Source organism: Streptomyces griseorubiginosus, assembly GCF_001514195.1.
Classification (GTDB): Bacteria; Actinomycetota; Actinomycetes; order Streptomycetales; family Streptomycetaceae; genus Streptomyces; species Streptomyces griseorubiginosus.
Genome location: NZ_KQ948747.1, coordinates 71470 through 85279 on the forward strand (window position 1 = coordinate 71470; position 13810 = coordinate 85279).

Sequence of the window (13810 nt, forward strand, 5' to 3'; positions counted from 1 at the left end):
CCGATCAATGCTCGGAACGAAGACTTAGGTGTATGACCTCAACGCTGCAAGATCGCCAGGACATCGCCGACCTCATGACCGGGTGGATCCGCCGCGACCTCGGGGACTGGGACGGCCTGCGTAAGCTGTTCCATCCGGACGGGAGGATCGAGGTGACCTGGTTCGAGGGGCTGGCCGGTGATTTCATCCACGCGTCCGCGCGGATGGGCACATCCGACTTCCGCACCAAGCACCTCATCACCGCCCCCGCGGTGGCCTTCTCCTCCGACGGCACGCGTGCGGTCAGCGAGACCAACGCGGTCATCATCGGTGAGAACGTCCGGCTCGGGCTCGGCGTAAGCGGCCACAACCGCTTCATCGACCGGATCGAGCGACGCGACGGAGCGTGGCGCATTCTGGACCGCAAGAGCGTGTACGACTTCGCTTTCTTCACCTTCCCCGCAGGACTCGTGAAGGTCGACAAGGAGGCGCTCGCTGTATATCCGCGCGAGTATGGGGCGCTGGCCTATCTCCTCGACGCAAGCGGGTTCCCCGTCCGGCGTATGTTTGCGACCAAGGGCAGCGAACTGGAACGCACCATCAAGCAGTCGGCCTACGACTGGCTCCATGGCAAGGACAAGGCATGAGGACCACGGTTGCGGGCGTCACGGTCTTCGACGGCCAGAAAGCCCTCGACGGGCCGTTCGACGTTTCTTTCGACGAGTCCGGCATCACGGGCCTCAGCCCGGCAGGCACGGCGCCCTCGACCGAGGTGACCGTCGATGGCGCCGGCGCGACCCTGCTGCCCGGGCTGATCGATGCGCACGTGCACTTCCGCGACCCGTCCGAGTTGTCGGCGCTCGCCCGGTACGGTGTGACCACGGCACTGGACATGGGTTCCTGGCCCGCTCGGTTCACTGCTGCTCTGCGCACGGCCGGATGCGGCGCTGACATCCGCAGCGCGGGGACTCCGCTGATCGGCCCCGCAGGCCCGCACGCGCGCATCCCCGGCTTCCCCGCCGAGGACCGGATCGCGACTCCAGAGCAGGCCCGCCGACGGGTCGCCGCGCGCATCGCTGAGGGCGTGGACTACGTCAAACTGGTCCTCGAACGGCAAGGAGGCGGTGGTCCCGACCTCAAGACGGCCGAGGCCGCAGTGGACGCGGCGCACGCGGCCGGGCTCAAAGTGGTCGCGCACGCTAGCCACACCGGTGCCATTGCCCTGGCCGTGCAGGCCGGGGTCGACATCCTCACCCATGCTCCGCTCGACGCCGGTCTTGCCGAACAGCAGGTGCGGGCCATCGCCGAGCAGGGCTGTATCCTGGTACCGACCCTGACCATGATGCGGGGCACCGCGCGCCACCATGACGACCCGGAACAGGCGTACGCCCACGCGCGCACCATGGTGTGGGCCCTGCACCGTGCAGGCGGCACGATCGTCGCCGGAACCGACGCCAACACCCAGCCAGGGGTCCCCGCCGCGGTACCGCACGGCAGCAGCCTGCACACCGAACTCGCCCTCCTCGTCGAAGCTGGCCTCACCCCCCGCGAAGCGCTCCGGTCGGCGACCAGCGCAGCCGCCACCGCGTTCGGCCTCGCCGACCGCGGCTCGATCCGGCCAGGACTACGCGCCGACCTGCTCCTCGTCACCGGCGACCCGGTGGCCGCAACCGACGCAACACGCAGCATCCGGGCCGTCTGGACGGCCGGCCGAGCCGTCGACGCGGTCGCACACGACACCCCGGCACTTCCCTGAACGCTACAGCTTCCGCCCCGCGGGCACGGCTTGACCGGCCGGCCCAGGGGCTTCGACCGGTTCACAGCGGACCCTGGCACCTCAAGCGGATCGGAACAGAGGAACGTCGGGACGTGTGCTGGTGCTCCCTGCCGCCGAGCAGCGGAACACCCCCACGACACCGGCACCAATCCGTCGCCCCATCGGCTCACAGATCTTGTACGTGCCGACCTGCGCGTCTGGCCACATTCGGCGCGCAGAAGCGTTCGTCCGCATCCAGAAACGGCTCGTCTGGCTCAGTCCAGTACGAGGAGAAACCCTACTAGGGTCCGTCTTCAAAGATCATCTGGTGGTGGATCATGGTGGGGTGATACGTCGTCATGAATTCACCGATCAGGAGTGGGAGTTCCTCGCTCCGCTGATACCGCGGGCTGTGACGGGCCGGCCGAGGGTGTCGGACCGGCAGGTCATCAACGAATGGTCTACAAGATCCGGACCGGGATTTCCTGGCGTGACCTGCCGGAACGCTACGGCCCATGGCAGACCCTCTACACCCGCTTCCGTCGCTACGCCCTGGACGGTGTGTTCACGCGGGCTCTTCAGCAGATCCAAGCCGGTGCGGACGTGGTCGGCGACATCGACTGGCTCGTCCAGATCGACTCCACCATCGTCCGCGCCCACCAACACGCAGCCGCCACCGGCCGAAAAGGGGGCACCATCGGCCGGACGAACCGGACGATCACGCCCTCGGCCGGTCCCGAGGTGGACTGACCACCACAATCCATCTCGCCTGCGACGGCAAGGGACGCCCGCTCGCAGTCCTGGTGACACCGGGACAGCGCCACGACAGCATCTGCGAGCGCCCTCTTCTGGAGCGCATCCGCGTCCCTCGCACCGGCCCAGGCCGACCCCGATGCAGGCCTGACCAGGTCATCGCCGACAAGGCCTACAGCTCCCGGGGCTTCCGCGCCTACCTGCGCAGACGCGGCATCGGGCACACCATCCGGGAGAAGACCGACCAGCAGCGACACAGGCACAACCGCGGACGTCGTGGCGGGCGGCCACCGGCGTTCGACCGGCAGATCTACCGTCAACGCAACATCGTCGAGCGCTGCTTCAACCGGCTCAAGGGCTTCCGTGGAATCGCTACCCGATACGAGAAGACCGCCGCCTCCTATGAAGCGGCGGTCACACTCGCCTCATTCCTGCTCTGGGCAAGATCCGCTCGAAGACGGACCCTAGTACTCCAGTCGCGCTTCTCCATTTCCCTGGTCAGCACGCCTGTTTCGAGTCTAGTGAACTGACGCTGCATCAGGACGATGGTGGTTCGTGACTCACCCGATCGAGGTGCGTGCGGCGCTGGTAGTGGCAGTGGCGGGCGACGGCTTGATGGCGGCCCTTCAGGCACGCTTGTCTGCCGCTGTTCGTAGGGCGCGTAGCAAATGGTTGTGATCGGGATCGGCTTGGGCGGGATACAGGAAGCGGCGGCGCAGGAAGGCGTAGGACAGCTCGTTGCGTGGGTCGACGAGCGCCTGTTGGCCTCCTGCGCCGCTGTGTCCGAACGAGCTTGCAGCCAATGAGGGGTAGGTCTCGGAATAGGTGTGAAAGCCGACAGCCCAGGCTTTTTGGGATCGCAGCACTAGATCGAAGCCGTTGCTTTGGACTTGGGCGAATGCGGAGGCGGTGTCGGCGCTGAGGAGCGGTTGGTGACAGTCCACGGGGCTGGCCAGTGCGGAGTAGAGCTTGGCTAGGCCTCGGGCTGTGCCTACGCCTCCGAAAGAGGCTGTTCCTTTGGATCGGACGGCGGCGAGGTTGGGGAGTTCCCACACCTCGCGGTTACCAGGAGCGTGACGGTTGAACGCTACGCCGCTGAGGCTGTCCGGGGCGGCTGCTGTTGCGGCCAAACCGGCGAGTCGTTCGGGCGTATGGATCATCGGTTGCGCCGGAAGGTACCGGTGCTCCTGGTCTGCCGGCAGTCCCAGGTAGAGGTCGAGCCCGAGCGGGTCGCGGAGTTGCTCGTTGAAGAGCGTTTGCACGCTCGTTCCGGTGGCCCGTCGTACGACTTCGCCACTGAGGGCGGCTATCACCAGGGCGTGGTAACCGGAGGAGGTGCCGGGCCGCCAGAACGGGCGTTGCGCCGCGAGCCGCTCGGCGACGACCTGGTCGTCCGCGATGTCGTCCATGGTGAAGCCGTTGGTCGCGCCTACCAGCCCAGCCTGGTGCGAGACCAGCTCGCGCAGCGAGATGTCCTGCTTGTCCTTGACGGCAAACTCGGGCCAGTACCGACTGACCGGTGCGTCGAGGTCGAGGACGGCCTGCTGCACCAGCAGCGCCAGGACGATGTGGGTGATGCCCTTGCTCGCGGAGTAGATGCCCAGAAGGGAATCCGCCACGGTCTCGCTGCCTGTCCACAGGTCCACCACGGGCTGTCCGCGGTGGTACGCGGCCACCTGGGCGCACAGGTCGCCGCCCTCGCGGGTCACGATCGCGCGGAACTCTTCACGCACGGGCTCGAACCCGTCGGCGACGCTGCCGTGCACGGCAATCTCGGACATATCCCCTCCTTTGCATGCGGTAGACGCCTCATTGGGAGACGCAGGCTCCACGCTACCTTCTTTAGTGGCCACTGGCCACAAAAGTCGACGCGGTGCGCTGCACGGCGGGCGGCGCCCTCAGCCGACCCGAGGCCCGGTACCGTCAAGGCCATGAAGGAAGTCGCCGACACGCCCCGCCGGCCGGGCCGACCGGCACAGATCAGCCGCGAGCAGATCGTGGAAGCCGTGGCCACGTTCGATAACATCGACACGATCACGATGCGCCAGCTGGCGGAACGGCTGGAAGTTCGCCACGGCGCGCTCTACCGCTGGGTGAAAAGTCGCGACGAACTGTTCGATCTCATCAGCGAAGTGGTCGTCGACCGAGTGCTAAGCGCAGTCGAGCTTGACTCGTCAGGCTGGCGCGCACAGCTTCGGCAGCTGGCGCTGCTGATCCGTGAGCACTTCCTGGCCTTGCCCGGCTACGCCTCGCACCTTTCACGGCCGCACGTGCACAACACGCACTCGGTGGACCGGCTTCGCCGCGCATGCATCGATGTGTTCATCAAAGGCGGCATTTCGCATCAGCACGCAGAGCAAAGCTGGCTCATCTTCATCACGTCCATGATCAGCTGGCTCGCGGTCGAGGAGCAGCCGGTGACGATCGGCCATGTCACGCCACGTTTCGACCTCTTCCTGGGCGTCCTCCTGCGGGGGTTGCCGACACAGGACAGCGACGTGGCGGCCTAGCCGCAATGCCGTGACTCTGTTGGTGATCTTGGCAGGGTGGTGACGGTCGTTGCTGTTGAGCTGCACCCCGTTTCGTGGAGTCCCTGAAGCCAGGCTTATGAATCCTGGTCCGAAGGAGAACCACGAGCTGTGCCAGCACCACGTAAGTAGCCGGACGAGTTCCGCGATCGGGCCGTCCGCGAGGTCCGCACCACCGGCCGCCCGGTCGCGCATGTCGCCCGGGACCTCGGCATCCACAAAGAAGCCCTGCGGCAGTGGGTGTGCCAGGCCGAGGCCGACACCGGCGAACGCGACGACCGGCTGACCACCGGCGAACGCGACGAGCTGAGGCAACTCCGCAAAGAAAACGCAGAGCAAGTGATCGACCACCTGCGCGAGCGCGGTCTCGGGGTCGATCCCGTCTGCCGGGTGCTGGACCTGTCGCCGTCGACGTACTTCGCCCGCAAGAAGCGTCCGAAGCCCGCCCGCCGGCTCCGCGACGAGCAGCTCATGCCTCTGATCGAGGAGATCCACGCGGAGTCCGGGGCCACCTATGGGGCCCGGCCGATCACCCGCGCGCTGCGGCGCAAGGGCATCGACGTGGCCCGGTGCACCATCGAGCGGCCGATGCGCGAGCTGGGCATTGAGGGCGTCATCCGCGGTCAGCGGCGCCGCACCACGATGCCCGAGCCGTCGGCGCCCCGCCCGCCGGACCTGGTCGACCGCAATTTCACCGCCTCGCGCCCGGACCAGTTGTGGGTGGCGGACATGACGTATGTCCGCACATGGTCGGGCTGGGCGTACGTGGCGTTCGTCCTGGACGTGTACTCGCGGATGATCGTCGGCTGGCAGGTCGCGGATCACATGCGGACCGAACTCCCGCTGGACGTCTTGGAGATGGTCCTGTGGAGACGGAGGATCAAGAAGGACTCCGGGCTGATTCACCACAGCGACCGCGGATCGCGAGGTGGATTCAACTGGTCGTCGCAACACCCTGATCTCGGAGGTATGTGGCGTGGCCACGGCGGACTGGAGTTTGAGGACCAGCGATGTTCCGGAGGGGCGGCGTCGGCAGTGGCGCGCTGACCGTGCGTTGCGGCCGGCGATGCGTTCGCCGGGGCGGGCTGATCCGTCTCGGGTCGTGCAGTGCCAGTTCTGGCGACTGATCGCCACGGGGGTCACGACGGCCGAGGCGTCGCTGGCGGTCGGCGTGTCGTGGCCGGTGGGCGCGAGGTGGTTTCGTCACGCTGGCGGCATGCCTCCGATCTCGTTGGCCGAACCCTTGGGCCGGTACCTCACGTTCGAGGAGCGCGAGGAGATCGCGATTCTCAGGGCGATGAGCAAGGGTGTGCGCGAGATCGCCCACGCCCTGGAGCGCGACCCCGGGACAATCTCTCGAGAACTGCGCCGCAACACCGCCACGCGCGGCGGCAAGCCGGAGTACCGCGCGACGGTCGCCCAGTGGAAGGCTCAGCAGGCGGCCTAGCGCCCGAAGAGCGCGAAGCTTCTGGGCAACGACCGGTTGCGTGAGTACGTTCAGGAGAGGTTGGCGGGGAACGTTCACCGGCCTGACGGGACGGTCGCCGCAGGACCGCGGACGCCTCCGTGGAAAGGGCTGAACAAGCCGCACCGGCAAGACAGGCGGTGGGCGACAGCATGGAGCCCGGAACAGATCTCGCATCGGTTGAAGGCCGATTTCCCCGAGGATGAGTCCATGCGCATCAGCCACGAGGCGATCTACCAGTCGCTGTTCATCAAGGGCCGTGGTGCGCTCAAGCGTGAGCTGGTCGCCTGCCTGCGCACCGGGCGGGCGCTTCGAGAGACTCGGTCGAGGTCACGGAAGAAGCCGCAAGGGCATGTCACCGCGGATGTCGTCCTCAGTGAACGTCCTGCAGAGGCCGCAGACCGCGCGGTCCTGGGGCATTGGGAAGGCGGAGCTGTAGGCCTTGTCGGCGATGACCTGGTCAGGTCTGCAGCGGGGTCGGCCTGGGCCGGTGCGAGGGACGCGGATGCGCTCCAGAAGAGGGCGCGCGCAGATGCTGTCGTGGCGCTGTCCCGGTGTCACCAGGACTGCGAGCGGGCGCCCCTTGCCGTCGCAGGCGAGATGGATTGTGGTGGTCAGTCCACCTCGGGACCGGCCAAGGGCGTGATCGTCCGGTTCGTCCGGCCGATGGTGCCCCCTTTTCGGCCGGTGGCGGCTGCGTGTTGGTGGGCGCGGACGATGGTGGAGTCGATCTGGACGAGCCAGTCGATGTCGCCGACCGCGTCCGCACCGGCTTGGATCTGCTGAAGAGCCCGCGTGAACACGCCGTCCAGGGCGTAACGGCGGAAGCGGGTGTAGAGGGTCTGCCATGGGCCGTAGCGTTCCGGCAGGTCACGCCAGGAAATCCCGGTCCGGATCTTGTAGACCATTCGTTGATGACCTGCCGGTCCGACACCCTCGGCCGGCCCGTCACAGCCCGCGGTATCAGCGGAGCGAGGAACTCCCACTCCTGATCGGTGAATTCATGACGACGTATCACCCCACCATGATCCACCACCCAATGATCTTTGAAGACGGACCCTAGTACACCCTGACCGGCGGCAATCGCAACGACGTCACCCAGCTGATCCCTCCTCTCCAGGCCGTGCCGCCGGTGCGGGGCAAACGCGGCCGACCCCGGCGCCGCCCGGACGTGGTTCTGCGCGACCGCGGCTACGACCACGACAAGCACCGCCGCCTGGTCTGGGACCTCCGTGCGCGCAGGTGAACTGACCTTTCCAGGGCCCCTTTTGAGGCAGCGGAGGTACTGGTGGCGGATTGGTCGGAGCGCCGACGCCGTGCTGGTGGGCCCGGATGGAGGTGGAGTCGACGTTGATGTTCCAGTCGATATCACCGGCTGCGTCCGTGATCGCCTGGGCGTGCTGGAGCAGCCGCTCCCAGGTGCCGTCGGCAGACCACCGGCTGTGGCGTTTGTGAATGGTCTGCCACGGGCCGAAGCGAGCGGGCAGCTGACGCCACTGACAGCCGGTACTCAACCGGTGGATGATTCCGTTGATCACCTGTCGGTGGTCCCGCCAGCGGCCGCAGCTGTTGTTGCTCTTGGGCAGCAGAGGCTCCAGCACTGCCCACTCGTCATCGGTGAGATCCCCCTGCTGAGCACGCCACTGCCTCCTCTTTCAGGCGGCGTTCGTGTCCGCGAGTTGGTCGGCGATGCTGCGGGGCTCTCGGCCCAGGAGCTCGGCGAGCAGCGGATCGACGCCCGCGAAGCGGCCCTGTCGGGCGGCCTGGAAGGTGGTGAGCGTCATCCGCGCCATCGCCTCCGGAGTACCGGCGGCGACCTGGTCCGCGATCCATGCCGCGTCGTCCAGCGTCACGCGCGTGACCTCACGGCCACTGGCCTTCGATGCCATCGCGGCGACGTCGTCGAACGTGACGGCCTGGCGGGCGGTGAGCGTGACCGGGCCGTCGAAGGTGCGGTCGCCGACCAGGATGACTGCTGCCGCTTCGGCGGCATCGGCGCGGTCGGTCCAGGAGACCGGACCGTCGGCCGGGGCGGTGATGGTGCCGGTCTGCCGCCAGGGACCGAGGAGCCAGGCGAGGCTGTGGGCGTAGAAGCCGTTGCGCAACGCGGTCCAGGCGACGCCTGAGTCGGCCAGAAGCTGTTCGGTGGCGGCGTGGTCGCGGGCCGGGTGGAAGGGGCTGTCGGCGCCGGCGCCCTGATGGCTGGTGTAGAGGATGCGCCCGGCACCGGCGGCGACGGCGGCCTCGATGCCGACGCGGTGCAGCGCGACGGCGTCGGCGTGCGGGTCGTTGGAGGAGACGAGCAGGACCTGCTCGGCACCCTCGAAGGAGTGCCGCAGCGCGGCCGGGTCTTCGTAGGAGCCTTGCCGTACCCGCACGCCGCGGTCGGCGAAGTGCTGTGCCTTGGCGACATCGCGGACGCTGACGCCGATCTGCTCAGGGGGCAGGCGCTTGAGAAGGTGTTCGACGGTGGCGCCGTTGAGGGCGCCGGTGGCTCCGGTGACGATGATCATAAGGGTCTTCCTTTCCTTTCCGCGGTGCGCTGAGGCAGGCAGGGTGGTGTCAGGAGCTGCGCAGGAGCGGCAGGAGGATGTCGTCGACGAGGTGCTCGATGAACGCCTCGTCGCACGGCTCGCCCGCGACCACGATGCGGTGGACGATCACGGCCGGGGCGACCTCGGCAAAGAGTTCAGCCGCCCGAGGCGTCAGCTGGTCTCCGTCCCGGACCGCCTTCCGCAGGAGTGCGTCGGTCATCGCGGCCTCGTCGCGACGCAGAATGCGGCGCATCTCCTCCGCCAGGCGCGCGTCGCTGCGCATCCCGGCGAACAGTGCCCCCAGCAGGCCGATCTCCTGCTCGGCGATCTGCCGCCCCAGCCAGGTGACCAGCCTGAGGAGCTCTCCTCGCAGGTCACCCGCGGCAGGCTCGGGAGGTGTGGCGTGCGAGCGATGCTCGACCGCGGCCGCGACCAGTGCTGCCTTATCGCGGTAGCGACGGTAGATCGTCGTCTTTGCAGCCCCAGAACGGTTCGCAACCGCCTCCATGGACAGCTGCTCGTAGCCCACCTCGGTCAGCAGCGCCAGAGTGGCATCAAGAATGGCCATGTCACGACTGGTATCGCGCGGCCGTCCAGTGACGGGCGGCCGAACCGTGCCGCCACTGCCCGAGCCACTCGATGCGCTGACCACGTCTACACCTACTTTCGATACGCTACGGTTGCGTATCGAAAGTAACCCAGAATACAGAGCTCTGGCAACTCGGGCTCGGTAAAGGCTGTCCCGCAATGATCAACTAGCTCAACATGGCTGGCACCGAGGTTGCCCACCTTGGGCGGGTCTATCCGGCGAGCGCGAGGTTGTGCAGGCGGGCTATGCCAAGAATGGCCTGATGAACGCCGTCGCCCTTCAACCGGCAGTCTCGGAGGATCTTTCAGCTCTTCATGCGGGCGAAGGCGTGCTCGACGCGGGCACGACCCTTGCGGTGTGAGCGATTGTGCTCCTCTTTCCAGACTGAGAGTTCAACCTGGCCTGGTTCACAGCGGTGCGGGATCACCAGGCCAGTGCCGCGGTAGCCACCGTCAGCAATCACCAAGGTGTTGCCGACGAGAGCCTTCGCTCTGGACAACTCCCATGCTCTGCAGTCGTTGCGGTTGCCGGGCAGAGGCCGGCCAACCGCGACGATCATCGTACCGACTCCGGCGGTGGCACCCATGACTTCGTGGCCTGGCTCTCGGCCCGCGGCCGGTGGCTGTCGTACTCGGTCGGCATAACCATCACCGACGCCATCCACCAGGCCGTCCTGAAGGTCCCCGCGTCCGCGTGGACACCGGCCGTCGAGCCGGACGGCGAGGTCCGCGACGGTGCCTGGGTGGCCGAACTCGACGCCGGCAGCGACTGCCTGAAGGGCTGGCCCAAGGGGATACGGCTGATCGTCCGCAAGGAACGCCCGTACCCCGGAGCCCAGTTGCGCTTCACCGACGCCGACGAGCTGCGTTTGACCTGCTTCGCCACCAACACCACCGGCCAGAAGATCGCCCGGCTGGAGCTGCGACACCGCCAGCGGGCCCGCGCCGAGGACCGCATCCGCGCCGCCCGCTCAACCGGCCTGCGGGAAGTCATGCCGGACCCGAAGGCCGGAGGCCCCATTGCGGAGCCACGAAAAAGGTAACGGGGGGCTGTTGCTGGTCGCCCGGTTCACCCTGCGTTGCGGCAGCGGGCATGCCGGCGAGGGCGAGACGATTTGAGCGGAGATCGGCCTGATCGAGAAGGGCTGAGGGCTCAGGCCTGCTGCGCGAGCCAGGGGCGGACCTGGCGGCGGGCCTCGTGCAGGCGGGACTTGAAGGTGCCGAGGGGTATCCCGGCGCGCTCCGCGGCTTCCGCGTACTCCAGCTGGCAGATGTCCCGGTAGACCAACGGCTCGACCAGCTGCGGGTGTTCGCGCTCCAGCCGCTCCAGGGCCTCCAGCAAGTCGATCCGGGAACCGGCGATCACGCTCGTGGTGCGGGGGTCGACGGACCGGTCGGCGTCGAGAGGAGCCGGCTGCTCGGCGGCCCGTCGCTTGAGCTCCCGGTATTTCTGGCGGCAGCAGTTGGCAACGACCGTGTGCAGCCAGGTGCTGAAGCGGCTGCGTCCCTCGAAGGTGGCGATCTTCCGGGACAGCTGCAGCAGGACGTCCTGGGCGGCCTCCTCGGCGTCCTCGCGGCAGGGCAGGAAGCGGCCGCAGCGCCTGAGGATCTCGGGCCGGAGCGTCTGGAGCAGTTCCTCCAGTGCCGCCGGGTCTCCCGTGGCGGCCAGACGGGCGAGGCCCTCGGCGGGTATGACCAGGTGCTCGGCTCGGGATTGATCCACGTCCAGGCATGATAGTCGTATGCACTCTGTGGAGCGGATCGGGCGCTACCGCCTCGAACGACGTCTGGGCACGGGCGCGTTCGGCACGGTCTGGCTCGCCCACGACGACGTGCTGCGAGCGCCCGTGGCGGTCAAGGTCCTCGCCGACAACTGGGCCCACCGCCTCGATGTGCGCGAGCGCTTCCTGGAGGAGGCGCGCATGCTGCGCCGGGCCGGCTCCGAGCGGGTGGTGCAGGTCTACGACATCGGTGAACTGCCCGACGAGCGGCCGTACTTCGTCATGGAGTACGCCGACGGCGGTACCCTCGCCGACCTGGTCGCCGACGGTCGGCTGCCGGTCCCCGAGGCGCTGCGGCTGACGGCGCTGGCCGCCCGGGGCGCGGCGGCACTGCACGAGGCGGGGATCGTGCACCGGGACATCAAGCCGACAAACGTACTGCTGTCCGGTAGGGGTCCGCGGGTGCTGCTCGCCGACCTGGGGCTTGCCAAGAGCCTGGCGCAGGCGTCCGGACTGACCCTGGCCGCGGGCTCGGCCGGCTACCGTCCGCCGGAGCAGGCCGAAGCCGGTGCGGGGATCGACGAACGGGCCGACGTGTACAGCCTGGGAGCGGTCGGCTACCACCTGGTCACCGGCACGGTGCCCGGCGAGCCCGGCAAGGTCCTACCGGCCGACCGGCTGCGCCCGGACCTGGACCCGGCGGTCCGGCGCGCCCTGATGCGGGCGCTGGAGCCGGACCGGGAACGGCGCTGGCCCACCGCGCGGGCCTTCGCCCAGGAGCTGGAAGGGCTCACCCCGACGGGTCGACGGCCCCGGCGGCCCCGCCGGGCCCTCGCCGTCACCGGGGTGGCGGTGGCCACGGCCCTCGGGGTGATTGCGGCGCTCGTCCACCGCTCCGCGCCGGCGTCCGCCGTGCGGGTCGCCGACACCGGCGGGCGGGTCACGGCCGAGGTCCCCGCCTCCTGGGACCGCCAGCTGCGCGACTCGGGCTGGGATCCGCGGGCGCTCGGCCTGCCCGGCGGACACGAGCCGGGGTTCGCCGTCGCGGACGACCTGGCGCGGTGGCCGGACCTCGCGACAGTGGTGAACGGCGCCTTCGTCGGGCTGAGCGAGCACGGGGACCTTACGGCGGCGGTCAACGCCCTCAGCCACCCCGGCTGCCACTACGACGGCGGCCACCTCTACACCGGCACGGCGTGGCGCGGCAGGGTCCGCGTCTGGAGCGACTGCTCCGGCGGGCCGGGGACAGTCACGGAGGCCGCACTGGCACCGGCCGACGGTGCCGGGCAGCCCCGGGTGTACGTCCAGATCCGTACCCACGGCAAAGCCTCCGCCGCCGACCGCGTGCTGGCCTCCGTGCGTGTGGCGGGCCCGCAGGGCGCACCCTGAACACGCGAACTTTTTCGTCCGGGCGTGCATCGGACATGTATGACGGGGCACAGAGCGCCGTACGCACACGCTGTGGCGTGTGCGGGCAAACTTCGGGAGCGTTGAGGAACATGACGAACAAGTCCCTTTCCGTCCACCGGGCGGCCCTGGTGGCGGGCGCGGCCCTGCTGCTGGGCACGCTGACGGCCTGCGGCAGTGGCGGTGACAGCGGTGCGAGCTCTGCGCAGACGCTGAGCGGCACGGCCGCGCCGGCCACCGGCGGCGCCACCACCGGCTCGGCGATCGCGTCCGTCACCGCCTCGGCCTCCGCGCCGGGCACCACGGCCGGCAAAACTACTCTCACCGTGGGCGAGCCTTCGTCGGCCGCCTCCAAGAGCCGCTGTCACACCTCCGAGCTGCGGGCGAGCGTCGGCCGCAACGACCCCGGTGCCGGGCAGGAGAACTTCCCGATCGTGCTGACCAACACGTCCTCGCGCACCTGCACGGTGCACGGCTATCCCGGTGTCGCCTTCCTCGACGCGTCGGGCAAGCAGCTCGGACCGGACCCGGTGCGCGGGTGGGGGACACCCAAGACCGTGACCCTGGCGCCCGGCAGGAGCGCCTGGGCCGGGATGACTTTCTCCAACCCCGGCGTCAGCGGCGCGCACGCCGCCACCCCCGCGACGCTGCTGGTGACACCGCCGGATGAGCGGGACCCGTTGAAGGTGACGTGGACAGGCGGTCCGGTGCCGGTCTCCGGTAACGCGTCCACCGTACGGCTGATGGTGTTCGCCCCCGGAACGGGCTCCTGAACAGCGGGGGCCTGAGGCGCCCCTTACCGGGGCTTCGGCACCCGCTACTTGGCGGGGGGCGGATGGGACGTCACAACCGTGCAGAGGAGGGCTGGCGCTGTCCCCGAGACAGGTGGGCGGAAGCCGTGCCGCCCACCGCGCAGGCTTCGCTGGCCATCGGCAAGCACACTGTCCTTGAGGGATGCGCGACCTGGGAGGCTGCCGAAGCAGCCGCGGCCGAGTTCCTTTCCCCTCTGTTGGGGAGCGAGTCCATCGGCACCTGGGATCCTGGGCAGCGCCGATGGCGGACGGGCTGAACTTCCTCAG

At 68.7% G+C, this 13810-nt stretch carries 11 protein-coding genes and 8 pseudogenes; 11 read left to right on the top strand and 8 right to left on the bottom strand.

Features of this window, described 5'->3' with window-relative positions; translation table 11 throughout:
* Positions 1-32: 32 nt before the first annotated feature.
* The 3 genes and pseudogenes from AQJ54_RS39385 to AQJ54_RS44345 all read left to right on the top strand — a co-directional run bounded on the left by AQJ54_RS39385 (position 33) and on the right by AQJ54_RS44345 (position 3018).
* Positions 33-626, top strand: coding sequence for a nuclear transport factor 2 family protein (locus AQJ54_RS39385; RefSeq protein ID WP_062245983.1), 594 nt, complete (start codon positions 33-35; stop codon positions 624-626).
* Positions 623-1735 carry an amidohydrolase family protein gene (locus AQJ54_RS39390; protein WP_062245985.1) on the top strand — a complete coding sequence of 371 codons (1113 nt, stop codon included), beginning with the start codon at positions 623-625 and terminating at the stop codon, positions 1733-1735. Before AQJ54_RS39385 ends, AQJ54_RS39390 begins: the two co-directional genes overlap by 4 nt.
* A 349-nt stretch (positions 1736-2084) precedes the next feature.
* Positions 2085-3018 (top strand): annotated as a pseudogene (locus AQJ54_RS44345) (IS5 family transposase).
* A gap of 96 nt (positions 3019-3114) precedes the next feature.
* Here the strand turns inward: AQJ54_RS44345 and AQJ54_RS39400 are convergent.
* Positions 3115-4269: a serine hydrolase domain-containing protein gene (locus AQJ54_RS39400; protein ID WP_062245987.1), complete on the bottom strand. Its 1155-nt coding sequence runs from the start codon at positions 4267-4269 to the stop codon at positions 3115-3117.
* 150 nt (positions 4270-4419) lie between these two features.
* Here AQJ54_RS39400 and AQJ54_RS39405 point away from each other — a divergent pair, with 150 nt between their 5' ends.
* The 4 genes and pseudogenes from AQJ54_RS39405 to AQJ54_RS39415 all read left to right on the top strand — a co-directional run.
* Entirely contained in the window at positions 4420-4998 is a 579-nt protein-coding gene (locus AQJ54_RS39405; RefSeq protein ID WP_062245989.1) for a TetR/AcrR family transcriptional regulator, read from the top strand.
* A gap of 162 nt (positions 4999-5160) precedes the next feature.
* Positions 5161-5337, top strand: a pseudogene (locus tag AQJ54_RS47510) (transposase); the annotation flags it as partial.
* Positions 5338-5355: 18 nt separating this feature from the next.
* Complete coding sequence (locus AQJ54_RS39410; protein WP_282959649.1) at positions 5356-6063, top strand: IS3 family transposase; 708 nt, start codon at positions 5356-5358, stop codon at positions 6061-6063.
* Positions 6014-6959 (top strand): annotated as a pseudogene (locus AQJ54_RS39415) (transposase); the annotation flags it as partial. The gene AQJ54_RS39410 and the pseudogene AQJ54_RS39415, both read left to right, overlap by 50 nt.
* Before the next feature lie 11 nt (positions 6960-6970).
* Here the strand turns inward: AQJ54_RS39415 and AQJ54_RS47875 are convergent.
* Both AQJ54_RS47875 and AQJ54_RS47080 read right to left on the bottom strand, forming a co-directional pair.
* Positions 6971-7099, bottom strand: a pseudogene (locus AQJ54_RS47875) (transposase); the annotation flags it as partial.
* Positions 7096-7389, bottom strand: coding sequence for a transposase (locus AQJ54_RS47080; RefSeq protein ID WP_248845554.1), 294 nt, complete (start codon positions 7387-7389; stop codon positions 7096-7098). The gene AQJ54_RS47080 and the pseudogene AQJ54_RS47875, both read right to left, overlap by 4 nt.
* A 161-nt stretch (positions 7390-7550) precedes the next feature.
* Here AQJ54_RS47080 and AQJ54_RS44355 point away from each other — a divergent pair.
* Positions 7551-7697, top strand: a pseudogene (locus tag AQJ54_RS44355) (IS5/IS1182 family transposase); the annotation flags it as partial.
* A gap of 91 nt (positions 7698-7788) precedes the next feature.
* Here AQJ54_RS44355 and AQJ54_RS47085 read toward each other — a convergent pair.
* The 4 genes and pseudogenes from AQJ54_RS47085 to AQJ54_RS44365 form a co-directional block, all read right to left on the bottom strand.
* A pseudogene (locus tag AQJ54_RS47085) lies at positions 7789-8100 on the bottom strand (IS5 family transposase); the annotation flags it as partial.
* Between the two features lie 36 nt (positions 8101-8136).
* Positions 8137-8994, bottom strand: coding sequence for an SDR family oxidoreductase (locus tag AQJ54_RS39425; RefSeq protein WP_062245991.1), 858 nt, complete (start codon positions 8992-8994; stop codon positions 8137-8139).
* A 49-nt stretch (positions 8995-9043) separates the two neighbouring features.
* A complete protein-coding gene (locus tag AQJ54_RS39430) occupies positions 9044-9667 on the bottom strand; it encodes a TetR/AcrR family transcriptional regulator (protein WP_062245993.1) in 624 nt (207 codons plus the stop codon).
* Positions 9668-9815: 148 nt separating this feature from the next.
* A pseudogene (locus AQJ54_RS44365) lies at positions 9816-10163 on the bottom strand (transposase); the annotation flags it as partial.
* Between AQJ54_RS44365 and AQJ54_RS39435 the strand changes: the two are divergent.
* Positions 10164-10595: pseudogene (locus AQJ54_RS39435) on the top strand (transposase); the annotation flags it as partial.
* 161 nt (positions 10596-10756) lie between these two features.
* Here AQJ54_RS39435 and AQJ54_RS39440 read toward each other — a convergent pair.
* Complete coding sequence (locus tag AQJ54_RS39440) at positions 10757-11326, bottom strand: RNA polymerase sigma factor (protein WP_079070229.1); 570 nt, start codon at positions 11324-11326, stop codon at positions 10757-10759.
* Between the two features lie 19 nt (positions 11327-11345).
* On the opposite strand from AQJ54_RS39440, the gene AQJ54_RS39445 reads away from it, so the two are divergent.
* Positions 11346-12713 carry a serine/threonine-protein kinase gene (locus AQJ54_RS39445; RefSeq protein WP_062245995.1) on the top strand — a complete coding sequence of 456 codons (1368 nt, stop codon included), beginning with the start codon at positions 11346-11348 and terminating at the stop codon, positions 12711-12713.
* Between the two features lie 110 nt (positions 12714-12823).
* The gene (locus AQJ54_RS39450) at positions 12824-13504 is read left to right on the top strand and encodes a DUF4232 domain-containing protein (protein WP_062245997.1); all 681 of its coding nucleotides are present in this window, start codon (positions 12824-12826) and stop codon (positions 13502-13504) included.
* Positions 13505-13810 lie beyond the last annotated feature (306 nt).

Bases quoted from the DNA above. Each gene is read 5' to 3' on its own strand.
- AQJ54_RS39445 (WP_062245995.1), top strand. From the start codon at position 11,346: ATGCACTCTGTGGAGCGGATCGGGCGCTACCGCCTCGAACGACGTCTG.
- AQJ54_RS39405 (WP_062245989.1), top strand. From the start codon at position 4,420: ATGAAGGAAGTCGCCGACACGCCCCGCCGGCCGGGCCGACCGGCACAG.
- AQJ54_RS39390 (WP_062245985.1), top strand. From the start codon at position 623: ATGAGGACCACGGTTGCGGGCGTCACGGTCTTCGACGGCCAGAAAGCC.
- AQJ54_RS39450 (WP_062245997.1), top strand. From the start codon at position 12,824: ATGACGAACAAGTCCCTTTCCGTCCACCGGGCGGCCCTGGTGGCGGGC.
- AQJ54_RS39400 (WP_062245987.1), bottom strand. From the start codon at position 4,269: ATGTCCGAGATTGCCGTGCACGGCAGCGTCGCCGACGGGTTCGAGCCC.
- AQJ54_RS39425 (WP_062245991.1), bottom strand. From the start codon at position 8,994: ATGATCATCGTCACCGGAGCCACCGGCGCCCTCAACGGCGCCACCGTC.
- AQJ54_RS47080 (WP_248845554.1), bottom strand. From the start codon at position 7,389: ATGGTCTACAAGATCCGGACCGGGATTTCCTGGCGTGACCTGCCGGAA.
- AQJ54_RS39385 (WP_062245983.1), top strand. From the start codon at position 33: ATGACCTCAACGCTGCAAGATCGCCAGGACATCGCCGACCTCATGACC.